The sequence below is a fragment of the Pedobacter sp. Hv1 genome, from assembly GCF_001412215.1.
Taxonomy (GTDB): Bacteria; Bacteroidota; Bacteroidia; order Sphingobacteriales; family Sphingobacteriaceae; genus Pedobacter.
In genome coordinates, this window is record NZ_LLWP01000008.1 from 202,448 (window position 1) to 229,391 (window position 26,944).

The window sequence follows — 26,944 nt, forward strand, 5'->3', positions numbered from 1 at the left end:
CCGTAGCTTCTGAAAAAGAGAAAATACAATAGCAAAAAAAGAAAGCGAATGACCTTTCTATCGTACTTATGCAATACGGCTCAGGTAACCCGAATTCGAATTAATAACCAAAATTGCTATAATATCGTGATTTCGAAATGAAATTAATGATTTTTAATAGAAAATCGTCAAGTTTAACAGAAAAACTTGACTTACTTAACGAGTAGAAGATTATGAGAAATTGGGTCTTCAAGCTTTAAGGTAGCTGCATTAGTTGCCCTGATCTAGTCAATTTTTTGAAATAGCTTTTTCATTTTTTCGTTGTTTTTGTTTTTAGGAAATAGATAAATTAAAAGGCGCTCATAAAAAGTTCTTGATAGGACATAAAACCGCCTTTGGGCTTGTGGGTACGGATTGCTAAACGTAAACCTGTTGTTTTTTCAAATCGGTTCAACGAAAACGAGCATTCAGCAATATTGAAACTCTTTCCCCGGTAATTGATTTTGACAAGTTCATCCCTGATTTCAAAAGAGGCATCTGTTTTGCCCAACCACAGCGCAACCTTGCAATCCATTACCTTTCCGGTAAGCCCTGCGCCAAAAACCGTATGCACCTTGGCATTGGGGAATTGTGCATAAAGGAAATTTAGCTGCTGGTAACTGGGCAATAAGCCCAGCGCAGCAAATGCTACCACTACCGAGGTGTCGAGCCAATTGGAATAATATTGGCAGAAGCATAGCAGCTCTGAGGCAGAATAGCCAAGAAAAAGATGTCTAACCTGTGCTGGGAAACCGTCGGCTGCTAACCAAATGCCAGCAGTCGACGGTATAGAACTTCTTGACCCCCAATACTCTGATGTAATCTCTATATTGTCAAGGCAGTATGGGAATTTCCAATCCCCATTTTCCAGATCAGAAAACTGAAGGAAAAAGTCTCTTAGTTCTGATTTAATTCTGGGCTGATCTGAACTGGTAAAAGAGAGCATTAGCGAGAGGCATTTCGCCCATAACCACGGTCTTGTTGTGGTTTGTGGCTATGCTCTTCATTTCGTGGCAATGATACATTACCAGTTTCTCTATCCTTTTTTGTTTGGTCCATCACTTCTTTCATAGCCTTATCATAGCCCTTGGTAAATTCCTCTTTTTGTTTCTCGCTGTTACCAACTAAATTTCGAACCCCTTTAAACAGCAGATAAGAAATACCACCATCCAACAATACTGAAAGGATCAGATGTTTAGTGTCAGACCGAACTCCCTTGCTGTCGGTTGCGCTGTGCTGAAAGCGTGTCCCATCGCCGAGTTCTACCAATTCGCCATTGCGGAATGATTTTTTCTGTTTTTCTGATAAGGTTTCCCCATTTACCTTTAAGGGTACTTCGACATGATCAGGACGGTAGACAATAAATTCTTTGGTCTGCTGATCATATTCGATAGCGAGCAGTGCGAGTTTTTTATCAGCCTGCTCATACGCTTTCTGTACAGACTGCAACTTTCCGGATTGGAGGTTCCTGCTTTCTTCTTCGCTGAGCAGAGGGTGCGAAATTGCCTGTTTATAGATTGGATGCAAATTGAGTTCAACTTTGCCTTTTTCGTTTCTGGTCAATGACAACTTTGCATCCAACTGGCGTATGGTAAAGCCGTCCAGTTGTAGATTTTCCATACTCAGCATATCTGTCCTGCGACCAGCTAGCAGTGCATCCAGATTATCGGAAGCCATTTTCGGCTTCCCATTCTGATAAAGCCCAAGCCTTTCCAATTCTTTTATAGGCAGTTCATTTTCTTTGATAGGTGTTTCCATAATTAATTTTTTTTATGATCTTAAAATCGTTATCGCCTTTGGGTATGGGCAGCTAACTCCTGTCTTTCAGAAGCAATTACAGTTAGGCTATTGTCGGTTGCAGTTTTTTGGGTATGGGCTAAGCCCAACTTAACATTCAGTAAGGAACCATATAGTCCATCATTTTTGGATAGGATAAAGCTCTTTCCACTTTCCAGTTCCTCCATCCGCAGGCGACCCTGTTTCAGATGTCCCTGTACCTTATAATGCGCACCATTATATGAGATCTCATCCCCTAAGGAAAGATATTCTGAACCAGCACCTTTGTTTCGGGGCTTGTTTTCTGTTAAGGGTTCTTCGATTCTTTCTATCTCCCTTTTTTGTTCTAGTCCAGTGAGATAATTAAATATCTTTTCCGCATCCGCAGCGGCCGCATGGATCTCAAATGGGGTATCCTGAAGTAACTTGATCCAATCACCAACATAAGCGGTATGCTGACCAGGATCATGACCAATGCGTAATTCCTGCCCAATCAAAAGGGAGGCTATTTCTGCCCGTAGTTCCTCGCGGGCATACCTCTGGGTACCAAACTTATTTATAATACTACGGTCTAGGCGGTCTTTATGGCCAGTCCAGTGACCTAGTTCGTGGAGCAGCGTTGCATAATATTTATCTGGCGCATCGAACTGTTCTTTTAAGGGTATGGTAATCTTATCCCTTGATGGGCTGTAGTAAGCACTATCTCCCGCTTTATGATCAATAGATGCCCCAGAGCCTGCGATCAATTTTTCCGCACGTTCGATGGGATTCCATTCCAGTTCGTTTGCGCCCTCCTTTAGCAGTGAAGGGATCCCGTTTACCTGTGCGGCATTGAACACCCAAGCGGTGGTAATAATGGGCCTATCCAGTTTTATTGGTATCCTAATCTGTTTTCCTTCTGCATTCAGTAGCGGCTTGCCGTTTTCATCCCGTTTTGCCACCAAGTCTGTGGTTTTAACAAACTGTATTAACGAAGCCTTTTCGCCTTTTTTAACGTTCCATTCATTGGCCGCTGCCTGCTTAAAGGTTACCCATCTCGGATCGTCATATCCAGCAGTCAGCAGGGAAAAAATATTGATGCCCTTGTACCGGTTTCCCGTCAGGGCGTTATATGGCAGCTCAAAGGCAGGAGTGTTTTCGATGCTCCATGGTTTTTGCCATGGAGCAGTTCCGTCCTTTAATTGTTGGATGAGTTTTTCGGCAACCTGTACGTGCAGCGCCTGTATCTTATCATTCGCCATAATCTTCCACCTCTTGGGAACTTTGTTCTGGTTCGGGTAGCATATCAGCATATTCTACCCCATAAACGGCGGCCTCGGCCGCAGTTAACCCGATTGCTTCACCTGCGGCAAGCATGCGCAGTTTATCTTCTAATGATCTTAAATGTGGTTCCATAATTATTGGTTTAATACTGATGTCTCTTGCTCAGATGTCATCAGTGTTTTCAAAAAAAACAGTGGGTTCAGGTATCTTTCCCTGAATTTGATGCTAAAATGTAGGTGTTCGCCTGTTACCCGGCCTGTCGCCCCGGTAATACCAATAGGCTGTCCAGCGATTACCTCGTCCCCCGATAAGACTAGGATATAGGAAAGGTGGCCGTAAACGCTTTGGAACTGTCCGTGCATAATCCTTACATAGTTGCCCAGAATAGGGTTATAGCCCGTAGCGCTCACCTTTCCATCCATGATACTGAAAACCGGATCGTAACGTGCTGCCAGATCAACGCCCCGGTGAAAATCAGGATGCCCTGTCACGGGATGAATGCGTTTTCCGAAAGGAGAATTGACATATAGCTGCCCAAGGGGTAGGCAGATCGGTGAGTTATTTTGCCCCTGCGCATAAATGGGAAAAAGCAAGAACTGTGTAACTAAGAAAAATAAACGTATCATTTTGCAGGAAATTTAGCGGCCAACGCCACTAGATTGCTGTTGCGATTGGTTTTCTTCTCTAGCGAGATCAAGCTTATCCTGTAATGAAATGGTGCTATAAGCAAGAGTTCTTTCGTTGGTCATTGCCAGCTCCATGGCATCCCTTAGAAAGCTCACCGAATTTTTTTCTTGCAGAATCGTAATCTCCATTAAGGTTTTGAAGTCTGGGGTATCCATTTTCTTGATGTTAACCAGTATATCTTCATACAGCTCCTTATGGGGTTTGAGCACCAGTAACGCATCGGCAGCATAAAGACCAAGCTGGTTCGTGCCAAAACCAACATATATTTCATCTTTGGCGAGGTCGGTACTTGTAATGATACCTACCTCGCCCTGGTGATGCACCGGATCTTTGGTCAAATTGGGGTGTACCAGAACTAGGTGGCCTGTTAAATTGTCCATAATATTAAATGTTAGGTGTGAAAAAATATTTATCAGTGTAACCAGAACAGCTACTTCTTAATGGTTGGTTTCATCATTCCCTTTGGTTGGGGTACGGTAACCGTTGGCTGGGCTGGCTTAAAATGTTTTACTATTTGCTGTACTTCCAGATTAATCTTATGGAAGTTCTCTCGCAGTACTTCATCTTTTTTGCCTTTGAAATCATAATAGACCGGCAATGGGCGGTAATTCTGTTCTTCCTTTTCGATTACGGCCATATCTAGGTTGATCCTGCAGTTTATCGCCGAGGTCTCGAATTTCCCTGTATAATTCGTAGCCGCATCAGTAGCCAGGATACCCACCATTTCGCCAGCTCTTAGTGCGGCGATCTTTCCGGCTGGAATCAATGGTTCCAGTCGTTCGCTCAAAGATATCGAGGTCTTGTTACGGTCAATACTCAGGCTTTCGCTCTGCTGCTTGACCTTACCGAAAAGTCTTTCTAGCCAGTCCAGTGTTTCTTTATTGCGGACTGAACCGGCAAGTACGTTTCCAACGACCGAGGTAATGGTTGTAGCGGTATCCTTTCCGTACTGCTGCCTAAATTGAGGCAGTTCCTGCAGACCTAAAATAATCCCTACCTTGTTTGATCTAGCTACTGCAATCAGATTTTCAATCTTATGGATGTATAGCGTGGGAACTTCATCAATGATCAGTACCGCTGGCAGATTGCCCTTTCGGTTCATCAGCTTGGTAATGCGGTTCAGTACGATGGAATAGCATGCCGAGTTAATGTTCTGCGTATTGGGGTCGTTGGCCAGTACCAGAATACCGGGACTTTCCCTGTTTGATATTTTCAGATTGAAATCATCACCAGAAAATACCCAAAAGGTTTCTTTGGTGGCAAGTCGGCTGATAAATATTTTCAGCGTACCAACCTGACCTTCCAGCTGATCAAAGGCTTTAGCGTGATAGGCACTACGGAAAGGAGAAAGTAATGAGGCCAGTTCAGGTTCGGAAAACAGCGTACTGAAAATTTCATCATAGGAACAGTTCAAAAATGAAAGTACATGCGGAAAACTGGAATATTTTCCGCCGTCATGTTTACTGAAAAAGTAAACACAGGCTGCCAAAAAATTAATGGCCGATTGGGTAAAGAACTGGTCACTGCCTTGGGATTTATCTCCTTTTTTTAATGCTTCTACCAAACCTTCTGCACTTTCAGAAGCTTCTGCCAAAGTTTCCATATAATCGCTACGCCAGGGATTGATACGCCTGCTTTTTTCAACCTGGTTTAAGTTGATAACATGGAAAGTGTGCTTGGTGCATTTACCGTTCTGTTTGGCCAATAGGTAATGGTAATAGGCAATCTGACCCAAATCGGGGTACTTGTAATCATACACACAGACACAAAATTCCTTGGCGATCAGCTGGCGGATGGCTGGATTGATTAAACCAAAAGTCTTGCCCGAACCTGGTACGCCAATATTGAGCACCGCACGATAGATATTCGTTAGGTTTAGCCAACCGTCCCATACCTTATTTTTATAGTAAAATTGCATAGGGATGTTTACCGAACTGGGCGTATCGATCCTTTTAGTTGGCTGCATAAAGGATTCACCCTCTACATTCCATTTATCCTTACCCAGGCGGGAACTTATCATTTTGGATACGTTATCCATTGCCACATGAATGAGGATTGTGCCTAGAAATGTGCTACCGATATAGATAACATCAAACCAGCCAGTAACCAACGGGGACGCCCTGCCTTGGAACCAGATACCAGAAAAGAAAATGAATAGACCAACGGACAGCGGATAAGCGATATGGTTTTTTGGGTTGAGGTCTTTCTTTTTTCGGCTGAGCGTACCAACTGAAACTAGGCAGATCAGCAGCAGGGTAAATAACTTACTGTAAAAAAGCTCATGGTAAAATGGTATCCTGGCAAGTTTAATAGCAAAAAGGCGTAGGCTGTATTTGTCCATATCATCCTGAGTTATCAGCTTACTAGCATAAAAAAACAAGAAAATCTCAATCAGAACAGACAAATAGATGCCAAATTGCAGGAAGCGGTGCAAGCTCTGTTGTTCTTTGGTTTCTTCCATAGGTAAATTGTCTTTTAATGGTTGGAAGGAAACCTTCGGGGTTCTTCCATAAATGGATAATTATAAACTGTCCGCTTTTAACAGGTCTCCATATTTGATTTTTAATGTTAATGTTCTACCAGAAATCTGCTTTTCGGTCAGCTCGATGTTCAGTACCTTGTTTCCGGGAAATGTGGTTTTTTTCAGCGCATAGATATTTCGGTAATGTTTTTTAAAGGATGTGGTGGGATAGAGTTGCCATACGGGTTTAATTTCAACGGACTGTACATTGGTAGCCTTAACGATCTTTTTGTCCTCGATCTTAAAACGCTGCTGGTCTATATCATAGGACAGATTGGTTTTGTTGTAATAACTGATATCAAGAAAAATGTAATCACCAGCCGTATAAACGTAGTTAAGTGTTCCATTTAAACCATAATCGGTAGAGCTTCGTAGCGTTTTACCAGTAGGTTTAGCCAGAATACCCAGCGCAAAACTCTCCATTTGCTTGGACGTAAGAGAAGTACCCGGGACATCTAGCGGCCTGGTATGTTCCGGTAGGATATTTACCAGTACAGGTAATATTTCTGTTTGCATTCCGCTAGAATAGCACAGATTATATTGGGCAATAAAGCTTTCTCCCACAATGGTCACGATGCCAATATTCTGGCCAGAACTAGAAAGGTTGGATAGCGAATCCGGAATAATCTTTAACCTCAATACATTTTTAATCGGTAGATCACCTGTTAGGGAATGCGTGGATATGTCGACATAATGAATGGGCTCGGGAGAAATAAAATGTAGGGAAACATTGCGGCTGATCAGAATATTTGGCAAATCCTTACGATAAACATCTAATGAGATTTGTGCGTAGGTTATTTGGACCGCCCCTAGGGCGATCAATAGGAAAATAATAAACTTCTTCATCTGTATATGGGTTAATACTTGTTTTGGGTGTTTTTGAGTTCTTCGGGGTCGATAAGATAGACCTGGGTATTATATTTCAATTTTGCCTTATTGCTACGGATCAGCTTACTAACAGCAGTGGTGGTTGACTGGAACATCTTCTGGAGCATGCTCATGACCAGTTGATTATTATTCTCGGCCTGTTGCTGGATGGTCATGCCCTGAGATGCCTCACTGCCCAGCTCTTTTGAAAATTCACGAAACGCGGAAGCGGGCACATAAAACCCCGGCATGCCATCATTATCGTAAATATCGAGCCGAACTGGCAAGATGGAGCTGCCTTGAAAAATTGAGCTAATCGAGAGGTTGACCCGTTGTCCGCTGAATCCTGTAATCTGGGCATAGAGGTAGGTACCCTTTTTGATCAGAAATTTCCCAGCAGTCATGTCATCAAGCAGACGAATGCGGAGTCTGGAACTTGCATAACCGGTAATATCCTGATCCACGATGGCACGGATAAAACCATCTTCCACGTCACTTGAAATGGTGTTAAAAAGTGCGGCCGTGGCTGATGTTTTAGTCACTTTGAGTTTTTTTTGATCTTTTATGCGCTGCGCTGCCAGCCCCATTTCTTTTTCCCTTTCCTGTTGGGCTTTATACTGCGGATCGTTGACCTTTCCCATACTGTCTATAAGGGTCATCTGTTCCCTAAATACTTTCATAGGGTCAGTTTCGACCTGCCTGCTAGCTCTTGTTGTGTTTGGTGCAGGTTCACGGAGTTTGGCAATGGCAGCAGCTAGCTCTTTATCAGAGCCGTTGTTTTGAGTGCTTCGTGTTTTCGGGCTGGCATCAGCAAAGCTGGAATAAGAACGGTTAGGTTGCTGGCTAACATTGCCGTACCGGCGTTTCATTTCCCTGTCAATGGAATCCAGCATTCGTTTCTCTCGCAAGTTGTACAGATCGGGCATCTGTTGCACCTTGGTCTGTTCCTCGCCAATCTGTCCAACTGCGGTATAGCCATCGCCATCCTTGAACTGTTTGCGGTAGGCATCCAGTTTATCTTCCAGACCTTTGTTTTTTATGTTGTCGGAAACCTCGACCACATTGTCCTGTAGTGCATTTCCGCCCTGGGAGACAGGCTCATCTTTTCCGATACTGCTTTTCCATGCGTAAAATAAAAGGCACAGAAAAGGCAATAAGATTAGCGGGAGCATGTATTTTGGCTGCTTAAAATTGATTTTCATAATTATTCCTTTATTTAGGGTTGAGTTGGTGATTGATAATTTCTAGCCGTCGAATGGCATTTTTGAGCAGCAGGCTATCGGCTGGGCCAAGGCTATCTTTGTGCAGTACGGTATTGATCTGGCTTTGCAGGTCAAGTACTTCTTTGAGCGCCTGCCCAGACTGTATAATCTGCCCAAAACCCTGGGTGATCGGACTAGTGCCAGAGGCAGCAAGTGATGGAAGTGGAGGAGCTTTGCTTACCCGCAAGACCGTAAAGGCGAGTATGCCCGAAAGCAGCATACTGGTTAGCATCAGGGCAAAAAGCTGGTGGGGATATTTATTACCTATCCTTTTGCAAAAAACACCTAGGTAGAGAAAGTATTTCCCGAACTCCTTTGTGAGTTCCTGAGCTAAATTAGCTGGGGGGTTAGAACGAATTTTTCTGTACATTTTCAAGATCTTTGTTTTCAATGGTTTTCCATCTGGTAATCAATACTGCATGGGGATTATTGTCCGAGCGGGTTTCTAGGTCTTTCAGTTCTCCCTCGGTTACCAGCGAGCGAATGATGGTGGAACTTCGACGATCGATCTTTTGCTTGCCGTAATACCTGAAATATTTGCGAACCTCATCAATTTGAATAGAATCGGTCTGTAGGGTCAGCACCGCACTTGAAGAAAGGATAGAATTGAAAAATCCTTTTTCTTTCAAGTTATTGTACTGTAGCGCACCGCTTTCATCCACCAGATACATCGCCCTTTTCATCTGATATTCGATGTATTTATCGTCTGGGGTCAGCGAAAAGAAAAGGCTGTGAAACATATTGATGTGCGAGCGGTATTCTGCGGCTCGGTTTAACTGTACATCTGTTTGTTTAGCCATCAGCGGAACACTATTGGCATCCAGTACATATACGCTTTTTCTGGCATCGGCAACCTGCTGGTAAGCGAAAAAGGAAACGGCCAGCACCATCACTATCGCCGTTAGAAAACTTCCGGCAGAGAGAAAGGTGGCCAATCTTATTTTGGATTCTATGTTTTTTACGATCATTATTTCATCATTTTGGTTAGCATTCTGGACATATTGGAAGCCCCTCGGCCCATGGTCGATGCGGCAGAACTAATTCCTGAAGTGGATACGATCCAGGTGCTGATACTTGGGACGGTCAGCATGGTCAATCCTCCGATCAGAAAGGTTACGATGACCATACCGAATGAAAGCAGGCCATTCCCTGCAAACCATCCAAGTTTTTCAAGGCTGTCGCTGGAAGAACCTACCAGCTCCTTATAGCGACTGATTTCAGCTTCCATAGCATAATGCTGAAATAGCGAGGCTACATACAGAACCAGAAAACCAATACCGGTATACAGGTTGACCGAAATGAAGCGGGCGACCCAGGTACTGAAACTATCCCTGAATGCGGGCAATATGCTTACCGCTACCGAAAAGGGACCTAGTATGATGAGTATGGTGGAAAAGATGATCTGTATAATAAAAATGATGTATACACATATCCGCAGTACCCAAAGGGCTAATGTTTCTAGGATAGAAGTAGCTAGTAGCTGCATGCCTACCTGCATTCGGTTCCGTAATTCTACAATGGGATTCCAGACCTCGGCAAAGCCTTCCTTTACGCTAGATTTAACCGATTCCCATGCATTCTCATACCAGGTATCTGCCTCTACTTTTGCCGTTTCGGTCTGGGCCTGTACAGTCAGTAGCTGATCGGCTACCTGTACCATCAACTGTGCTCGTTCCATCCGCAAGTTATTGACCCCGGTCTGGCTGTCATTGAACATCAACTCGGTTTTATTAGCGATAATATCGGTGGGATAGGCAATCATTCTGGTAAAGGGCGACCACCAGAGAATAACCATGACCAGGCCAAATGGCCTAAGCAATGGCATAATCTCCATTTTTTTGTCCCCGGACATCATTTCATAGGATTTTATGGCAAAGAAAATGAGCATGAATATGGCTGATAATGCCTGTGCATCGGCAATAAAGGCATCATAATGTGTCCAGATCGTGTTTTTCATCGCCTTTAGAAAGTGCATCATGCCCTCTTCGTACACGCCATTTCCCTGTAAAAAATTAAAGGTCTTTTTAAAGGAATCCGGCACGTCAGTGGAATTTGATTGCACAAAAAAACCGGCAGTGCCGGTCAGCAAATTGGTTATGTTCATCATGTTGATTTAGAGTTTGGATTTGCTCAGGATATCATCGGCGATCTGGCGATCGGTGCGGTTACCATTTTGGACGGCAATGGGTTCTTGCCTTGATTTTATTTTTGCTGCCGTTTCGCTCAATAGCAGAAACCTTCGGGCATATAGCTTCTTTGCTTGCCAGGAAGCATTGAGCTTTCGATATTCTAGCAAAAGACGGTGATAGGCCAGTATTCGAGATCCCCTGTCAAGGGTGGCATTCATGGCACCTTCTAAACGTTCTTTAATTCCAGCGGATTCTTCCTTGAACCAGTTGTATACTCCAGTGCGAACCAGGTAGTCCTTTTCTTTTAGGGTTGTGCCATTTAGTAGCTGGTCATCCTGCTGGTTCAATAGCGGCTCTAGTTCATGACGGTAATAAAGCTGCCATAAGGGATCTGTACGGGAAAAAACTGCAGCGTAATTTACCGCTTCGCTAATGGCTGTATTTTTAAGGGTATCAGCATGGAGCTTGTAAGCGTTTTCCGTATGCTGCATGGCAGCAGCAAAGGCCAGCCGCTGGGTCTGTGGGCCTGCCGGGCCCAGAGGTCGAAGGTCGTTATTGGGGTAGTTCGGATGCCATGCCCAGGTTAATAGATAATTTGGGTTCAGCCCCAGAAAACCGCTGGTCGGTGTGAACTTGCTCTGGCTCCATTGTTTAAATACCATGCGCTCTTGCTGATTAGTAATATGCCTGTCCCTAATGGTTCGCTGGGCCCATAGAGATAGGGTGAGCAGCATGAGTACCGCTGCCAAGAAATAATGTTTCATAAGCTATTGTTTTAAAAGTTTAAAATTTCGGATAATCTCATCTGCCATGCGGGTATCCTGGTTAATAAAGCCGCGATAGGGATAGGCTGTTTTCAGTATTCCGTTGGTTTTGGCCCAGTACATCGAGCGGCCCATGCCATAGCAAAGGGCACGCATCACTTTAAGTTCCAAAATGATCTTACGGAGCAACGCGTCTCGCTTTTCATAGTCCATTAGCACATTGCTGCCCTCTTTGAGTACAAAGGCAGAAACCTCGCTAACTAGGTTTACTCCGCGTGTTTTCATCTGCCGTGCCACATCTTCGGCAAATAATAGCAGATAAGGCTCGGAGGAGGCCATACTAACCATGGCATTGCTCTCTTCTATTATTTCGCTACTAATCTCGCCAATCTGCGCTATGGCAATCCCACTTTTTAATGCCCGGTTAATCTGGGTGAGTGAGCTGTGGATCAGCGTTTGAACCATGACCACAGAGCTGACATTGATATTAATGTCATCCAACCTGTTCTGGATGGTCTTGAGATAGCTGTTATGGGTGTTTTCTGCTGCCAAACGCACACCGCCGTTCTCATTGACAATGTTGAAGTGCTGGCGATCAAATACTATCGTTTGAGCCTTGCTACTTTTGATCATGGCTAGCAGCAACAGGTAGGTCATAAATAATCTGTACATCGTTATTGGTTTTTTAGGATACCTGCATTGCGGACAATTTCGTCCACAATGCAGGTATCCTGGTTGATAAAATCTGCAAAAGGATTCAGTGATTTTTTGCGCCCCGCCTGCATCATTGACTGGGCAAGCCCTTTGCTGGCGCCTTCGATTAAGCGGAGCTCCGTCAGCGCATGTGAGAACAACATCTTACGATCACTAGCCTTCATTTGATTGATATCCCCGATGCTTAGGGCGAGGGCTACGATGTAATTAGCTATCATCCTTGCCCGGTCGGCAAGATCAGTTTCGGTCTGTATGGCCAGAACAATCAGCAGCGGGTTATCATTTGCCAACTGATATATAATGCCCTGTTGGCGGATGATCTCCGAAATAACAGGGCTTGCTTCCAGTCCAATCTGCGCAGCATCGATGGCAAGACCCACGGTATGGAACCGGTTTTTCAGCTCACGGTATTTTGTCTTTAATTTGACCATCTGGCCCCGATTGACCTCTTCATTGGCCGAGGTTAGCGCCTGATTATTTTTTGCCTGATCTTGTCTACTATGCTCACTCTTGCTTTCTGCTACCAGTTGGTGAAGCAGTTCCACGTTGATCTGGCAAATAGCTGATTTGAACATGCCAAGCAGAAGGCATATTGTTATGATCGCTGTTTTCATTGTTTGAGGTATTTGGCGTTTCGGATAATATCGTCCGCTATCTGTTTATCAATATTGAGGTACCCTGCGTATGGGTTCAAGGAATTTAATATGCCACGCTGTTTGGCCCAGAACATGGTTCGGTGCATACCGTATGCAACACCTCGCAAGATCATCAGCTCGGTTCTAATCCGGCCAAGAAGCTTTGCCCTTTCCCCTGAATCCATTAGGTTGTTTATACCACCCTGCAATACAAAAGAGCTTACTTCTGCTGCAAGGGCAGTTCCTCTTCGTTTGAACTCTCGGGCACCATTTTCGGCAAATAGCAAAAGTGCTGGGTTGTCCTGTGCGAGAGCGACGGCCTTATTTACGTCAGATACGATATCTATGCTGATTTCTGCAATGTCATTAATGGCCAAAAGGGAACGAACTGCCCCAGAAACTTCGCTCAGTCCACGATAGATTTGCTGCTGCAGGTCATTGACAATGACCAGTTGCCCGGTAACGGCCAGCTGCCCTCTTTGGATCAGGGTAAGGTTATTGTTAGTGCTATTGAGCTGGTTGTTTATAATTCCAGAATGGGCAGCCATGGCGCCTGCAGTAGTAGGATCGATATAGATCTGGGCAAAACCGGAAAGCCCCAATAGGAACATTCCTGTAATCAAAATTATTCTTTTCATATAAAATCAGGTTTAAAATAGGTGACATCACTGGCAGTGGGCATTCCATTTTGGTTAACATTGCGGACAAAGTTTTCTAATGGCAGTCCGCTTTTCTGCTGATCGGCAACAAAGGCTTCAAGTGCTGCTTGGTAGCTGCCATGAGCCTTTAAGTAAACTTCAATGGCATTCTTCTCAGGCTTCTCGGTAGTATAGGCCAAATATTGGAAGATGGAAACTTCTACGCCATACACTTCTCCCGAGCTGCCCCGGCGGATGTAAACCTCCTTAAAGCGTCCACGGCCTTCCTTATTATCCAGTTTATTTATGGTAAATATCTTTTTCTGTTCAGTTTCAGTAATGGAAAGCAGTTTGGCGATCTCTTTATAGTTCTCCTTGAACTTGCTCTGATCTAGCAGGAAAATGGTATCCGAATTACTCAGGATGCTATCTTTTACAACTTCGTTCCCGATAATATCTCCCAACTCCTGAGTGACCACAATAGCCTCGCCCCAAAATTTTCGTACTGTTTTATAGAGATAAAGAATGTATCCGGCCATTAATGGTGATGCGATGGCCTTCCACGCTTCCTCAATTATTAATGCTTTGCGCTGGGATGTCCGGTGGCGCATTTTCTGGATAAAAACGTCCATAATTATCAGGGTGACCACTGGAAATAAAATCTTATTCTCTTTTATATTATCGATTTCAAAAACAATGAAACGTTCGGAGAACAGAGACTGATCGGCAGGTTCATTCAGGATGCTGTCAAACTCACCGCCCTGATAGAATTTTTTCAGTACATAGCGAAATTCGTCCAGATCAAAGGGTATCTTTTCTTCGCTTTTGATTTGTGGGATTTTCTTTAGGGCAAATTCATAAAAGGAGTTGAAATTCAACTCGGATATCCTGTCATGTTGATTGGTTTCTTTATCAAAATACCGGCTGTAATAAGCGGAAATTACGTTCGAGATCACGTCCCTTTCAACGGTGTTGACCGTACCTTCTGCGCCTTTCCATAACAGACTGATCAGTGTACATAAAAAGTCCTTTTTTTCAATATTATATTCACTTTCATCAATGGCAAAAGGGTTCATCGTGATCGGCTTGCTATCCGACCAGGTAATGTATTTTCCATTATAATAGGAACACAGGCCAGAATAGGAATGCCCCGTATCCACTATTACCACATCCATGTTGTACAGCATATACTGCTCGACTAGCGCATTTATCAGGTACGATTTTCCAGAACCTGAGGGGCCTAAACAGAATCGGTTGCGTGCATTGATGCGGCCGGTACGCATGGGCAGGTCTGACAAGTCTATCCCAACGGGTACGCCCTGACGGTCGGTAAAACGGATCAGGAAATCTGAGGGTTCATCCGTTAACAGGGCTTCCTTAAAAAAGAAACAGAGCGCAGCATCGGCAGTAGTCAAGAACCAGTCGTATTTCTTCAGTTCTACGCCGTTGCCAGGCAGGGCGCAGCGAAACAGTTCCAGCTGGTTATAGGCATTGCGTGAGGGAATAATGCCTTGTTGAAAAAGTGCAGCCTCGATATAATTGACTGCCTTGTTGATCTGCTGCTCTTCTGCACAAACGATCATGGAATAATGGGCATTAACCAGTAATTGATTTTCTCTAGCCACATCAACCAGTAGCAGGTCTATATCTTCTACGCAGATCAAGTTGGCTGGATCAGGTACGCCCGAATGCCGTTTACGTTTCAGTTCCAGTTTATTGAGTGTCATTTGCTGAGGTGGTATTTCCAGCACTTGATTATAGATGATAACTCGGTATCCTGGAACCTGATGCAAAAAGGAAAGGTTATCTACAGGAAAATCCCGCATACCCTGATTATCCTGTTTTTCGGTATAAACGCCGACCTTTTCCGGCAGATCCACACAATCGGTATTAACCATGCTGATGCAGCGGATAGCCAGATCGCCTAAATTCAATTGTTGGTCACCACAGCGCATATTATTGAGTACGGTATGGATCGAGGCGAATTCCATGCTGAGCACTTTACTTATGTAGCGGTTGATCTCGGCCTCGTTCAGATACCGGGGATTCATTCCGGCACTGGCCAACAGGTCGGAAATTTTAGCTATGTTCTGGAAAAAATCAGCGAGGACCTTTTTATCAAAAGTGTAAAAAGTTCCACGCTTGACCTGCCTGGTAATAACCAGATAGGTTTTAATATCGGTGTATTCCCTTCCTTCAAAATGTGCATTGTACTTTTGCTGTAAAAATTCACTGGCAGCTGCAGGCTTATATTTCCTGCGGATAAATACGTCCTGCTTTTGTATAATATGCCCTTCTCCCATTATCTTAATGATATTCAATAGCAGATTTTGATAGGCACAAAAGGCATCTGGGTTTGCTCCAAATTGAAGGACGGGATTATTGATGTGCAGGATCATAGAGAAATCGCCTTTCTCCCCGTACAGTATATGTAGGCCGTTATAGGTATCGACCCCGGCATAAGGCATTTTAAATGCTGTTTTTCTTTCTCGCTGCATGATTGATTTTTAAATGGACTGGATGGATAAAGACCCCTGTATTCCGGGTTTTGGCATGTAGACCGTCCTTTTGCCGAAAAAAGGTATAGCCCAGACCTGCCGATATCAGGGCAATGGTCAAAAAGCCGCCTAGGTACATGCTGGTCAATGACCCGATCAGACCGCCCAGGATCAGGCCACCTGCAAGGGAGCCGATGCCCCAATAAATGAATTTCCCTTTAAAGCCACGGTAGATAAGGGGCTTTTGAAGCCCCTTATAGATTGGATATTTAGCGGTCATTATACGCCGAAAAATGCCTTGATGACTACCGATACCAGCACCAGAAAAAGGCAGGATCCGCCCCAAGACATAAGCTCCTTGTTGATGTCCTGATCCCCAGAATTCCATTTGATGTACACACGAACCCCACCGATCAGGCCAACCACTGCGCCGATGGCAAGGATCAGTGTAGAGACGGGATCAACATAAGCGGTTAGCGAAGAGGTGGCTGCATTGATTCCTGTTTGGCCGCCACCTTGGGCAAATAAAGATTGTACCGCCAACATAGAAAGCGCAGCGATTGCAAACAGTTTTTTAGTTTTTACTATCATGGATTAAAGATTAAAAAAGGGTTAAAAAATGGAAAATTTGTTTAGTGGATCCCATAAAGGGCTTTGAGTACTGCCCCGATGATCGAGAGGAAAAGGCAGGAAAAGAACCAGCCCATGACCTGGGCATCGATGTGGTGTTTACCAGATTGCCAATTGGCATAAATGCGCAGCCCCCCAAAAATGCCACTAATGGCACCGATGACCAGTACTAGGTCGGCCATACTGAAATACCAACGATGCATCTCACCGCTAGCTTGGTAAAATTCTGATATACCTGGTTGGGCCAGGCAACAAGTTGGTAGGACAAAAAAAAAGACAGCCAGGGCTGTCTTCAAAAAAGATCTAATAAAATCCATGGGTAATATCAGTAAGGGATAGCTTTGGTATATTCGATCAAGTCTGCATGGGCAAGGGCAAAAAGTTGTTTGATGCCAACCGCTCCGGTAGATTGTAGTAACCCAGAAGAAATTGCCTGCCTGGTCTTTGGTAGCGCTTGGGGCTGCTGGCCGGTAGCATCAGCATCAGGGACGATCTGCTTGGGCACGTTCTGTTCAGAAAATATCAGTTCCTGCCCCTGATCCTGGGTAACAGGTAAGCTACCTTTGCGGAACATTAGGTCAAAGATTACGTTCAGTGCGTAATAAAATAGGTAAACAGCAGCAAGGCTGAGAAGAAATTGGTTCCAGTTCATAATTCAATGTTTTTTATGTTTTCTTTGATATATTGTATGAGTTCGGGATGTTGGGAAAGAAAGTGCTGCAAGCTGTAGGCGATCAGTTTGTTCATATCAATGGATCCGGCAATCTTTAACTGCTTCAATAGAAAGACGGTCCTGTCATCTAAGCGGATCAATAGTTTTTCCGTGCCGTTCAGTTCATAGGCCAAAATGCTTTCCAGCAGATGATCTATTGGCCTGTTAGAATTTTTCGGCACCTGTTTCCGGGCTATTGTTTTTTTTATGGGTACAGCTTGCCCATCATTTTTTATTGCTTCCCTTAATTCATCCGCTAGCGATCTGATTTTGTTCATGTCTGTTCCTCCCAAGCCAGATATTGTTCATAGACCAGATCCAGTAGCGGCAGTACAACGGGGTAAAGGATTAATGGGGTCTGAAATGTGCTGATACGCTGAAAGTCTACACGGTCGGCAAGTGCTGGGGCAACCACTCCAAACTGCTGCATCACTTTTTCGACCTCACTTTTTGTCTCGTACCGAACCGTGCTTTTGATGCGATTTGGAATAAAAATAAAGGGAGCCCTTGCATTGACCTTGCGCAACACCATGGCAAATAGCACCGTAGAATCTACAGAAAATTCATCGTAGGAGAATGGGCATAAAATAACATCTGCCGCAGCGAATAATGGCAACAGGCCATCATCGTCCATTTTGCCCGGCAAATCGATCAGTATCAACTCGCCGGGCCTGCTAGAAAGTGCACGGTGCAATGAGGGAAAGCTTTTCAGTTCTGCCGACACCACTTCGTAAAGGGGCTGATTTTCAAGAATTTTTGCCTTTTCGGCCTTTGAGTACAGGGACTGTTGGTAGTCCATATCCAGGATGGTGACCCGGCGACCACGAACCCCGGTGAGATAGTTGGCAAAAAGTAGGGTAATCGTGCTTTTCCCTGCACCACCTTTCTGGTTTCCTATGAGTATAACCATAATTAATAGGGATTTAGTTAGCGTGTATTAGTTCTGGCCTTGCGCTTGCGTTGCCGGTTACGGCCCAAGATGGCCTCATCATCAATGTCATCTGAAATCTCTAGGTTAATTTCTGATAGCCAGGTAGAGGCTAGGATTTGTTCTGAAGAAAAGCTGTTGGTTTCAAAGGCAGGCGCATATTCCGTTGCCACCTCCTGTGAAGTATCATTGATTTGTTCATCAGCAAGTGAAGCATCTGTTCTGGCATAGTGTTCTGATATAGGGATAACATTTTCTAAGTTCTTGGTAAATTCTGCCAAGGGCATTAAGTCACCTCCTTTGAAAACGATTTTTTTTGCATGGTCAACTAGGGTATAGGCATAGGCTGGCTTATCGTCTTTGCCGTGAAAAAGTACCTGCATACCAAATTTTGAAGCGAGAAATTCGGCCAGCTCCGAAGTGTAACCTTGGGGCTTTGTCGCTTTACCTCCAGCTAGGGGCACCGTTGCCCGCACTAGGGCTGGGTCATGACTGCCACGATATTTTTCTGTAATAGCCCTAAGCTGGGCCAGACGATCTCTATCTTTTCGATATGCGCCAATCTGTGCATCTACCAAGGCTAGTTCGATACTGCCTTGCTGTTTACCATACCTGCAAACCAAATAATATCCATCGGTCAGTTTTAATGTATAGCCCTTTGCTTCCAGTAGCATCATAAACTGGGCACGGGTATTAAAGTTATATTCCATGGCTTTCTCGATGTCCGTAACTGCCTGTTGTTTTTCATCGATGCCCATTACCTGGTTCAGTACCTGATAGGCCCGTATTTTTTCATAGCTATCCTTAATTTTGCGTCCGCTCTCATCAATGCGGGTAGAAACCAAATGGATGTGGTTGTTGAGCGTATCCTTATGGAATACCAGAAGGTAGGGCTGCGTACCGTAGCCCATTCCTTTGAGCCAAAGTTCAGCGATGGCGGTCAGCTCTTGCTTGGTATGCGATTTTCCCTTACAGGAAATTACGGCATGAAACTGGGGATATCTGATCCTGCTACTTGTGGCAGAACGAGCCTCTAAATAATTGACATAATCCGATGGTTTCAGCTGTCCCAAACCTTGAAGTGCGCCGAAGTTTGCTACTTTCATCAGTTCGCCATTATCCTTATCCACTTTATCGGTATTATAGCGAACAGCTTTAAAGGTGGCCGATGGAGCCAGTATCTTTACGATCATGTTTGCCTTTCATTAAGCGGATAAGTTGGCGCAGGGTCTTTTCCAGTTCCTGTTGTACGGTAATATAGTTGCCCAGCAAGTTGTTAAACTCCAAGGCGATGTCCTGGTTAAGCATACCTTGTTTTGCAAGCACATTGGCATGACGTGCCAATTGGTTAATGTTGTTACCGGCACGGCCTAGTTCGGCGCCTGTGGAATCAAGAACCTTCATCAGCTCTTTGGTATTGATCAGCATTCCCTGTGAATTTTGCAATACCCGGATGCGGACAATATCTGATCTGGTAATGCCCAGGTATTTTTCCAATTCTAGAAATTGCTGAAGTTCCCCTTCACTCAATCGAAGTTCAAATCGCCGGGTCTTTGTTAAGGGTACGGATGCATTCTTATTAAAACCGAACGGCATAAATTTTCTGTTATTGATATGAATTAATAGCAGCAATGGCTCGAAAGATTTCTAGGGCCACCTGTGGTACAATGGCATTGCCATAGGCTTTTACACTTTCCGTGCGCCAGGAAGAAAAGGTAACTCCGTCCAATTCGGGGGGAAGCCCATCATTTCCGCCACAAAACGCGGGTTGAGTCGGCCATGCTTTCCAGTCGGGAATCCTGTTCTGCCAATCTGATGCTTCTTTGGAAGGATCTGGGTCAAGTGGTCCAGGATTGAACTGGGCATATCTTCGGTTTGCTGCCCCGCAGGTCTGGATTGCGCTTGAAGTGTGTGATAGATTAGAAAATCCGTTAAGGATACTTGTCCCCCAGTTCCGTTTTCGTTCTTCCTGTCGCTCAACTTCCTGCCATCGAGTACCTGTGCCATGGTCACTTTGGTATTGCTCATCTCTGTCGCTGTTGGCGTGGGCAACAAACCAGATCCGATCTCGCTGGTGGGGTGCATTAACAGCAGCAGCCGGAATACACAGCACGACTGGTGTGCCGTCCTTAAGCTCGGGCAGTACATATCCTGCTGACTGGATTTCTGAAATGATGTTTCCGATGACCCTTTGCTGGAGTCTAATGATGGTACTGTTTGGCTGCTGGTCACTGTTCTGACAAAAAAGCTCAACCGCTTTGATCTCCATTTCAGATAGACTGTCTGGCTCGAGAATGCTGAACAGGCCAGCAACATTTTCAAGAACGATCCACTCGGGCCTTGCTTCTGTAATAATTCGGCAAGCCTCTGGGAAGAGATAGCGGTCATCCGTTTTGCCCTTTCGCTTTCCGGCATTACTGAAAGGCTGGCATGGGAACCCTCCGCTGATGATGTCAACGTGTCCCCTAAACTTAGTTGCATTAAATTGGAATATGTCTTCATGATGAATGGAATTGGGCCAGTAATATTGAAGTATTTTTTTGCCGAACGGATTTTTTTCGCAGGAAAAAACATTCTGCCATCCAAGCCAGGTAGCGGCGATATCGAAACCACCGATACCACTGAATAAACTGCCATGCCTAATCATGGATAGCTATATTTAGGAGCTAGGGGATAGATGGCCTTGGCCATCTTAAAATAGATAGTCTGCATAAAATAAGGTTTGGGTTAAAAAATTGGAGTGAAGCAGGTGCTTAGGCGTTGGATATTGCCTATATGCAGGAAAAAAAAGCAAGTTGCGAGCTTTTTTCTTCCCTAGACTGCCCTTTCCCCATCGGGGTGGGCTAGTCTAGGGCAAGTTCGTTTTTGTGGGTCAGCCAAGCCCTAGGGGGCTGGTTGTACGTACAAAAACACAACTTGCCGATTACAAAACAAAAAAAATTGTACTGTTTACTTGTAGGTTTTAACGGATTATCTTTGCTTAACTAAATTTTATAATATGAGCAAACATAAAGAGGAGTGGTTCAATTTATTGGTGAAGCAGGATATGCCGAAATGGCAAATATTCAACAATAGCGATAACATTTCTATAAAAGTGCCAAATGACCAGGACCTGAAGCTTATTGCCAATAATTTTCCCGACACGATCATATTGTTACATCCATATATCGTATCACCTAATGAAGAGCTAGTCTTTATTGTGGGCAACGACAGTAATAGTTTCGAGTTTACTTTACATGCCTCTGGAAACATACACGATAATCCCCGCTGGATTTCATAAATACCTACCGGGATATTTGTTTACACATACTAATATCTAAACAGTTATTTGGATAGCCAGATAGTCGTATGATTACATAACCATGCTTGCATTTAGCTGGATATGGCTATAATTGCATAGACATCTATTGAACTAAGTCCATATCTGAATATTCCGTTATTTAAATAACTGTATTTCTGAATATGGCTATAAATACATAAAAAGCTATTGGTATAAATGAATATTAGCATAGCTGTATATACAGCTATAGGTATGTAAATATATACAGATAGACAAATGGGAGTACATTACCTTTTTCGGTTAGTTGCTAATGTCGGTTCTTCTTGTGATGGCCTGTCAATAGCAAGGGTAGCCTCTTTTAGTTCTGCAACTAATTTATCGTTATAATCCTTATATCCTGTATATTCATTAGACCTGTCGGTAGCTTGCGGCAATCTGGCCATCAATTCCTGTGCAGACCTCATACCTGGTCCGTCATTGTCAAAATAGATGTCGATTTTAGGAATGTTGGCAGCCCATTCTATTGCACGGCTTAACATGGAAATAGAATTCAACACGATAACTGTCGGCATGATCTGCGCCGGGTTTAATTTGAGCCAGCTTAGGTAATCCATATACCCTTCAAACATAGCGATATGACCAGCCAACCCAGGAATAATGGAAATTCCTTTAGGTCCAATACTGCTCTTAAAGCCATTTGAGGTAGCAAGCTCCCAACCCTGATGTTCGTTCTTCCAGCCTAAGGCATAAAAAGTGCGCTGGTCCTCTGGATCATGTTTGTTACAGTAATAGATAGTATTAAGACGGCCTGTTGCAACCTCCTTAACTCCTCTAGATTCCAGGTATCTCGCCAGAATAAAGTTGTCGCCAGCTTCCTGTACCCTGACCACTTCGTATTTATAGGTATCTTCTTCTTTTTGGAAAGGATATTCTTTTTGTGGAAGGTATTCGGGTATCAAAGCAGTATCCAGTTCGCTAACTTGTTGGATTTTTTGCAATACCTCTACAAAGGGAAGATTTGGCCATAGTGCCATACCAAGTTGAACGATCCCACCACCTTTAATGTTGGTATCTCCAGCCCCGCCCCGGTCGAGCCATTTTCCGCCATTGTCCCATACGGTAAAAGATGGGGTATCTCTTTTGGTCTCTCGCAGCATACTATGATAAAAATGCTCCTTACCTGTTTTTTTAACTGATTGATGGCCGAGCCTTGCCAGAAAATCGACAATGGAAAGTTCCTGTAAGTCGGCAACCGCTATAAATTTGGACATAAGCTATGGATTGGGTTAATGGATCTGTTTGTTCTTAAGTTTATCGACCTCAGTTAAAAAATTAGCATTTGATTGCTCTGAGGATAAGAAGGCTGATATGTGATTGAATTTTGAGGCACGATGGATAGCTGCATTTAGAAAATCAAATGAATTAAGCACCAATATGTTTGAGCCTGAAACTTTGGTCTTATCTTGCCAGTTGAGATAATCCTTGAAATTTTCAAACACAACTAGCCTGTTTTCTTCGCCAGAAATAACGCTAATCCCTCTTCGACCGATACAACCTGAATAATACCAGGACCTGACTTCCCATCCGCCATTTTCATTCTGCCACCCTGCCGAGAAGAAATCTTTTCGCATTCCCTTTTCATCAATCACATAATAATAAACTTCTTTTATATGCCCCTTGGAAATATCAAGAAGTCCCTCGGCCTGCAAGTAGGAGTAGATTAGAGAATTGCCGCCAATGGGCTTAATTTCTTGGATATGATAATTTGGGATTTTGACGGCCATTCTCCTGCGACCTGAGTGGGGGGCAAACCTTTTATTTGGTATCTGCCCGCTGCAAAGTTCACTGATCTTTTGGAGGACTTCTTCCAAGGAGTGGTTTCGCCAATAGGCTACACCAAAATCAATAACATCGCCACCTTTGCCCAGGCCTTTATCAAACCAAACGCCCAATTCATTATCTATTCGGAAAGAATTTTTCGTGTTCCTTTTGGGTTCGTTAAAAACATTCTGATAAAAAATTTCATTTCCAATTTTTTCGCTCTGTTTAAATCCAAGATGGGACAACAGGTCAAGTATCGACACATGATCTTTTATGTCGATGATATTTAAAGTATTTGTTATCATTTTCTAGTGGTTAAAGGGTTTTATGATTTTAGATATAGTGCAATGCAGCACTTGATTTATTAATCGCCTCAGCCTCTAAGCGATCAATGCGCCATGTGGCAGAATGATCTCCATCCTTACGCGATGTAATAAGACCTAGGGCAATCCAGTATTCAACATTTTTGCGTCCATAGAGGCGAAACGCCTGTGACTTTTTAAGAAATGGCCTAATCTTACCTACTTTTGATAATGCCTGAATTGCACCCATTTCGGCGGCATCCTGCAATAAGAGCTGAAGCTGATGGCTTGTTAAATTGATGTTCATTTAAAAGAGAATTAGGTTAAAAGATTTGATTAAATCAGAAGGGAGTTCTGGTTTGTAGTTCCGGCAATGGGTAACGAGCCCAATGTAATTCGCTTTTGCCGGTTAGATTTTTCGGGACTACTCACGTCGGTTTCTCCAAACCGGGCTATTCGCCTGCCAATGCGCTTTTGGTTATTGGTGCTTGATCATTATCGAAATTTCAATAAATCATCTAACCTCACCTTCGCAAAATTCCCTGCCCTTAGCAGGATAATGTTTCGTCCCTATACGTCAAAGATCGTTTCATAGCTAAGCGGCAAGGCTTACCTATTCCTATCTGCCACAGACAGATAGGTTATGCGGTTGCTAGATGCCGCAACGGCGTCCAGTTGTTTTCTTCTAATAATTTTTTTGTTGATCCTGCCACCAGATGATACCAAATGGATCAGTTCTTCACTGATCCACCGATCTACATTGCTGCGGCCATAAAGTCGATACGCTTCTGCTTTTCCTAAGAACTCAGGCAAGGCAATATTTTCTGTGAGTGCCTTTTCAGCACCCGCTATAACTGCATTTTTTAGCAGACGAACCAGTTCCCTACGCTCCATTGCAGATAGATTTTAAAATGGAAGAATGTTTTGGGAAAGGAATAGATGAAAGTGGCCAAGCCCACTCCACAGTAATGTGGAAATGCTTATTCAGTAGAAAAAGAAAAGAAACAAAGAGGGGCTGGCATTTCATAAACCTTGTCCAGTTAACCTGACATTACATTATGCAGGAGCAACAGGACAAAGGTTCAAAGGATCCGAAAGTCTGATTGACAACTTATGGGGTCGGACCCTAAACTTTTTTTCAAAAAGTTGGTTAAAGCAGTTATTTTGATGGTTATAGGTCTCTATTTTTTGGAAGCTGTCTTTTACTGCGTTTCAGGTCATCCTCGTTCATCAGCCGGATGTTGATGGCTTCCCGCATTCGGTCTAGATATTTTGTGGTATTCATTTGATCCCTTCTGGAAATTTCTGTCCATCGCCGGTATGCTCTTCCTACATTGACCCCTAAACTAGATTCAAGCCATCTAATGATTTCCGAGATAGTTGAATTTCCATTATTCATCTGGCCCGTTAACCAGATCCCGTAAGCGATTTCGACAAGATTTATAGATTCACCGGTCCATTTGCAAGTAGAGCTTATATTTTCTTGGCTTGCCAAACCAGTAACATTTTCAAGGTCACTGAGCTTTTTTACAATATGCTCATAGATATTTTCTGCAGCCATAATCCTTGCGACCAAATGATCTCCAGCTGTAGAAAAACGCTCATCGACATCAGCTCTTGGCTTTACTAACCAATTCGGATAAATTTTTATTCCCCTTACAAAAAGCTGTTCATCCATCTGCACAGCCCCAGAGCGGAGATAATGCACCATGTGCCCATTACAATCAAGAAAATCTTCTATTTTTTGCAGTTCTTTCTCATAGAATTTTCTTATCCGTTTTCTATCTCCTTTGGGTCTTTTTAATCCAAATTCTTCTAATGCAAGGTAGTATAGATGAAGCGAGATGAACCTGGGCTTGGTTGATTTAAAAAAATTGATTTCCTCTTTGATATCTGAAAAGGGGGTCGAAAGTAGCAGTTCTTTCAGTTTGCTATTATAAAGAAGAATAGGCTTAAGAAATAGACCAACCTTAGAGATTTCATCATCATTTTCTTTTTTCAAAATCTCAATCTCGCCAAGGAGATTTTGGAGTAGATTTTCTGTTGCAGATAGAACCATCATTGAAAATTATAATATGGGATATGTTGAAACAAATGTTGGTATAAGCTATTCCATTATCAAGTGTAAAGACTGGGCTAAATATTTCCACCCATTAACAATAATTGCCCGTAAGGGCATTTAAAGGCAATAACAAAGATGGATAATTATGTCCCAAAGTTTTGAGAATAGGACATACAGTTCTTGTCGGTGATAAAAAATTGTTAAATAAGAAAGGCTGTTAAGGTTCTAAAAAAAGGAAAGAACACAAAATAATGATAGATATTTTTCATCAATTTGTGCAATAAGAGATTGCAGTAATACTTTTACCCTGATGGCCGTTTTCCTATTGTTTTCGGCATAGGTATTCTGCATGTTCCCTATGGAAAGATTATCTTTATTGGCAGTGCCCACATGGCTGTGGATAAATTCAAATAGGTCGGCCTTGCGCTTTACCTGTACTATTCCCTTATCTATCATTAACCGAAAAATGAAAAGAAACTGCTCCATGGAGATGGATATCTTAAAATAGAACTGTTGCAGGAAAAATTTTGCACCATTTGCAGTTAAAGTCTTTAGATTGATATTGAGTAGCTTTTTGATACATATAATCTCGTTCTTCATGATATTGCAAAGTGCTTCACTTAATGTTTCGGCATTTTGATTATAGCCATAGTTCGGCTTAACAATAAGCTGGTTCAAAGTACGAATCTGGACGGTTATTTTGATGAACTCTTCCCGGTAGCTTTCTACTTCGTCATAATTTCGTTGGATCTTCTTGATACAATACTGCAATAAAGGAAAATAGTTAAAGTTCAAGTAGCATAGCTGAGAAAATAAATCATATTGAATATCCTGTGTTTTTTCCAGATCAATTTTCTTAAATGAATTGGTAACGGCATACCAATAATCCAATTCATAAAAACTGGATCTTGAATACAATTGCATATCATGCTGATAGCTGGATAATACAGAGAGAAGGTCTTCATCAATTCCAGCACTTTTAAGTTTTGGCAACAGCCCATTCCATTCTTTCCCCAAAATTACATTTGCTGCATTCTTTAAGCTATGTGGGACTCTCATTTGAAAGTTAAAGCAGTAGGCGAAATTATCCTTGAAATAGTTAAGTAGATCATTAATTGTTGCGTCAACAGCCTCAATATATGCTGTTCTTTGGAGTGATTTTTTTTCGTTACTTTTTAATATCAAGTAGCTGTTACAATCGTCTGAAATTAGAACAAGTCCTGATTGCAGGCGATCCATAAATGTAGGGGCATTTGAATCTAGATGTAAATGTCGATTCTGGAGTTCTTTTTGGAATTGCAGCACAAGATCATCTAATTGCTGTGTGAATTCTGCTTTTCCCTCAGACTTAAATTCAACTTTCACATTAATTAATCTACTGACAATTCTTTCAATTCCGCCAAGTTCATCCAAGAAACCATTTTCCCCATCCATACT

At 43.1% G+C, this 26,944-nt stretch carries 33 protein-coding genes; 1 reads left to right on the forward strand and 32 read right to left on the reverse strand.

Features of this window, described 5'->3' with window-relative positions; translation table 11 throughout:
• Window positions 1-328 precede the first annotated feature (328 nt).
• The 26 genes from AQF98_RS15165 to AQF98_RS15280 all read right to left on the reverse strand — a co-directional run bounded on the left by AQF98_RS15165 (window position 329) and on the right by AQF98_RS15280 (window position 20,689).
• A complete protein-coding gene (locus AQF98_RS15165; RefSeq protein WP_055132804.1) occupies window positions 329-964 on the reverse strand; it encodes a hypothetical protein in 636 nt (211 codons plus the stop codon).
• The gene (locus tag AQF98_RS15170) at window positions 964-1,776 is read right to left on the reverse strand and encodes a DUF4099 domain-containing protein (RefSeq protein WP_055132805.1); all 813 of its coding nucleotides are present in this window, start codon (window positions 1,774-1,776) and stop codon (window positions 964-966) included. The genes AQF98_RS15165 and AQF98_RS15170 overlap by 1 nt, the downstream gene beginning before the upstream one ends.
• 29 nt (window positions 1,777-1,805) lie before the next feature.
• Window positions 1,806-3,035: an ArdC family protein gene (locus tag AQF98_RS15175; RefSeq protein WP_055132806.1), complete on the reverse strand. Its 1,230-nt coding sequence runs from the start codon at window positions 3,033-3,035 to the stop codon at window positions 1,806-1,808.
• Window positions 3,025-3,189, reverse strand: a complete 165-nt coding sequence (locus tag AQF98_RS22180; protein ID WP_161805878.1) for a hypothetical protein — start codon at window positions 3,187-3,189, stop codon at window positions 3,025-3,027. The genes AQF98_RS15175 and AQF98_RS22180 overlap by 11 nt, the downstream gene beginning before the upstream one ends.
• 2 nt (window positions 3,190-3,191) lie before the next feature.
• The gene (locus AQF98_RS15180; RefSeq protein ID WP_055132807.1) at window positions 3,192-3,683 is read right to left on the reverse strand and encodes a M23 family metallopeptidase; all 492 of its coding nucleotides are present in this window, start codon (window positions 3,681-3,683) and stop codon (window positions 3,192-3,194) included.
• 12 nt (window positions 3,684-3,695) lie between these two features.
• Entirely contained in the window at window positions 3,696-4,124 is a 429-nt protein-coding gene (locus tag AQF98_RS15185; RefSeq protein WP_055132808.1) for a hypothetical protein, read from the reverse strand.
• 50 nt (window positions 4,125-4,174) lie between these two features.
• Window positions 4,175-6,205: a TraM recognition domain-containing protein gene (locus AQF98_RS15190; protein WP_055132809.1), complete on the reverse strand. Its 2,031-nt coding sequence runs from the start codon at window positions 6,203-6,205 to the stop codon at window positions 4,175-4,177.
• Between the two features lie 60 nt (window positions 6,206-6,265).
• Complete coding sequence (gene traN, locus AQF98_RS15195) at window positions 6,266-7,111, reverse strand: conjugative transposon protein TraN (protein ID WP_055132810.1); 846 nt, start codon at window positions 7,109-7,111, stop codon at window positions 6,266-6,268.
• 11 nt (window positions 7,112-7,122) lie between these two features.
• On the reverse strand, window positions 7,123-8,334 hold the full coding sequence (gene traM, locus AQF98_RS15200) for a conjugative transposon protein TraM (protein WP_055132811.1): 1,212 nt from the start codon (window positions 8,332-8,334) through the stop codon (window positions 7,123-7,125).
• Window positions 8,335-8,344: 10 nt separating this feature from the next.
• A complete protein-coding gene (locus AQF98_RS15205; protein WP_055132812.1) occupies window positions 8,345-8,764 on the reverse strand; it encodes a hypothetical protein in 420 nt (139 codons plus the stop codon).
• A complete protein-coding gene (gene traK / locus AQF98_RS15210) occupies window positions 8,742-9,362 on the reverse strand; it encodes a conjugative transposon protein TraK (protein ID WP_200911899.1) in 621 nt (206 codons plus the stop codon). The genes AQF98_RS15205 and traK overlap by 23 nt, the downstream gene beginning before the upstream one ends.
• Window positions 9,362-10,501: a plasmid transfer protein gene (locus tag AQF98_RS15215; RefSeq protein ID WP_235524236.1), complete on the reverse strand. Its 1,140-nt coding sequence runs from the start codon at window positions 10,499-10,501 to the stop codon at window positions 9,362-9,364. The genes traK and AQF98_RS15215 overlap by 1 nt, the downstream gene beginning before the upstream one ends.
• A gap of 6 nt (window positions 10,502-10,507) precedes the next feature.
• A complete protein-coding gene (locus AQF98_RS15220) occupies window positions 10,508-11,287 on the reverse strand; it encodes a hypothetical protein (protein ID WP_055132813.1) in 780 nt (259 codons plus the stop codon).
• A gap of 3 nt (window positions 11,288-11,290) precedes the next feature.
• Entirely contained in the window at window positions 11,291-11,959 is a 669-nt protein-coding gene (locus AQF98_RS15225; protein ID WP_235524237.1) for a hypothetical protein, read from the reverse strand.
• A 2-nt stretch (window positions 11,960-11,961) separates the two neighbouring features.
• On the reverse strand, window positions 11,962-12,615 hold the full coding sequence (locus AQF98_RS15230; protein ID WP_055132814.1) for a hypothetical protein: 654 nt from the start codon (window positions 12,613-12,615) through the stop codon (window positions 11,962-11,964).
• Window positions 12,612-13,274 carry a hypothetical protein gene (locus AQF98_RS15235; protein ID WP_055132815.1) on the reverse strand — a complete coding sequence of 221 codons (663 nt, stop codon included), beginning with the start codon at window positions 13,272-13,274 and terminating at the stop codon, window positions 12,612-12,614. Before AQF98_RS15235 ends, AQF98_RS15230 begins: the two co-directional genes overlap by 4 nt.
• Entirely contained in the window at window positions 13,271-15,772 is a 2,502-nt protein-coding gene (locus AQF98_RS15240; protein ID WP_055132816.1) for a TraG family conjugative transposon ATPase, read from the reverse strand. Before AQF98_RS15240 ends, AQF98_RS15235 begins: the two co-directional genes overlap by 4 nt.
• Window positions 15,744-16,052: a hypothetical protein gene (locus AQF98_RS15245; protein WP_055132817.1), complete on the reverse strand. Its 309-nt coding sequence runs from the start codon at window positions 16,050-16,052 to the stop codon at window positions 15,744-15,746. The genes AQF98_RS15240 and AQF98_RS15245 overlap by 29 nt, the downstream gene beginning before the upstream one ends.
• A complete protein-coding gene (locus AQF98_RS15250; RefSeq protein WP_055132818.1) occupies window positions 16,052-16,363 on the reverse strand; it encodes a DUF4134 domain-containing protein in 312 nt (103 codons plus the stop codon). Before AQF98_RS15250 ends, AQF98_RS15245 begins: the two co-directional genes overlap by 1 nt.
• 41 nt (window positions 16,364-16,404) lie before the next feature.
• Window positions 16,405-16,719, reverse strand: coding sequence for a DUF4134 family protein (locus tag AQF98_RS21945; protein WP_082435097.1), 315 nt, complete (start codon window positions 16,717-16,719; stop codon window positions 16,405-16,407).
• A gap of 8 nt (window positions 16,720-16,727) precedes the next feature.
• Window positions 16,728-17,054 (reverse strand): hypothetical protein, encoded by a 327-nt coding sequence (locus tag AQF98_RS15255; RefSeq protein ID WP_055132819.1) that lies wholly within the window; start codon window positions 17,052-17,054, stop codon window positions 16,728-16,730.
• Entirely contained in the window at window positions 17,051-17,392 is a 342-nt protein-coding gene (locus AQF98_RS15260) for a hypothetical protein (RefSeq protein ID WP_055132820.1), read from the reverse strand. Before AQF98_RS15260 ends, AQF98_RS15255 begins: the two co-directional genes overlap by 4 nt.
• Window positions 17,389-18,024, reverse strand: coding sequence for a ParA family protein (locus AQF98_RS15265; RefSeq protein WP_055132821.1), 636 nt, complete (start codon window positions 18,022-18,024; stop codon window positions 17,389-17,391). The genes AQF98_RS15260 and AQF98_RS15265 overlap by 4 nt, the downstream gene beginning before the upstream one ends.
• A 17-nt stretch (window positions 18,025-18,041) precedes the next feature.
• On the reverse strand, window positions 18,042-19,235 hold the full coding sequence (locus tag AQF98_RS15270) for a relaxase/mobilization nuclease domain-containing protein (RefSeq protein WP_055132822.1): 1,194 nt from the start codon (window positions 19,233-19,235) through the stop codon (window positions 18,042-18,044).
• Window positions 19,198-19,539, reverse strand: a complete 342-nt coding sequence (locus AQF98_RS15275; protein ID WP_161805879.1) for a plasmid mobilization relaxosome protein MobC — start codon at window positions 19,537-19,539, stop codon at window positions 19,198-19,200. The genes AQF98_RS15270 and AQF98_RS15275 overlap by 38 nt, the downstream gene beginning before the upstream one ends.
• A 109-nt stretch (window positions 19,540-19,648) precedes the next feature.
• Window positions 19,649-20,689, reverse strand: a complete 1,041-nt coding sequence (locus AQF98_RS15280) for a DNA cytosine methyltransferase (protein WP_055132824.1) — start codon at window positions 20,687-20,689, stop codon at window positions 19,649-19,651.
• A gap of 351 nt (window positions 20,690-21,040) precedes the next feature.
• Here AQF98_RS15280 and AQF98_RS15285 point away from each other — a divergent pair, with 351 nt between their 5' ends.
• On the forward strand, window positions 21,041-21,322 hold the full coding sequence (locus AQF98_RS15285; RefSeq protein WP_055132825.1) for a hypothetical protein: 282 nt from the start codon (window positions 21,041-21,043) through the stop codon (window positions 21,320-21,322).
• Window positions 21,323-21,609: 287 nt separating this feature from the next.
• On the opposite strand, the gene AQF98_RS15290 is transcribed toward AQF98_RS15285, so the two are convergent.
• The 6 genes from AQF98_RS15290 to AQF98_RS15315 all read right to left on the reverse strand — a co-directional run bounded on the left by AQF98_RS15290 (window position 21,610) and on the right by AQF98_RS15315 (window position 26,941).
• On the reverse strand, window positions 21,610-22,593 hold the full coding sequence (locus tag AQF98_RS15290) for a toprim domain-containing protein (protein ID WP_082435099.1): 984 nt from the start codon (window positions 22,591-22,593) through the stop codon (window positions 21,610-21,612).
• A gap of 15 nt (window positions 22,594-22,608) precedes the next feature.
• Complete coding sequence (locus AQF98_RS15295) at window positions 22,609-23,448, reverse strand: hypothetical protein (protein WP_055132827.1); 840 nt, start codon at window positions 23,446-23,448, stop codon at window positions 22,609-22,611.
• 28 nt (window positions 23,449-23,476) lie between these two features.
• Window positions 23,477-23,752: a hypothetical protein gene (locus tag AQF98_RS15300; protein ID WP_055132828.1), complete on the reverse strand. Its 276-nt coding sequence runs from the start codon at window positions 23,750-23,752 to the stop codon at window positions 23,477-23,479.
• Between the two features lie 302 nt (window positions 23,753-24,054).
• Window positions 24,055-24,339, reverse strand: a complete 285-nt coding sequence (locus tag AQF98_RS15305) for a hypothetical protein (RefSeq protein WP_055132829.1) — start codon at window positions 24,337-24,339, stop codon at window positions 24,055-24,057.
• Between the two features lie 277 nt (window positions 24,340-24,616).
• A complete protein-coding gene (locus AQF98_RS15310) occupies window positions 24,617-25,507 on the reverse strand; it encodes an RteC domain-containing protein (RefSeq protein WP_055132830.1) in 891 nt (296 codons plus the stop codon).
• A 225-nt stretch (window positions 25,508-25,732) separates the two neighbouring features.
• Window positions 25,733-26,941 carry a hypothetical protein gene (locus AQF98_RS15315; RefSeq protein WP_055132831.1) on the reverse strand — a complete coding sequence of 403 codons (1,209 nt, stop codon included), beginning with the start codon at window positions 26,939-26,941 and terminating at the stop codon, window positions 25,733-25,735.
• Between the last annotated feature and the right edge of the window lie 3 nt (window positions 26,942-26,944).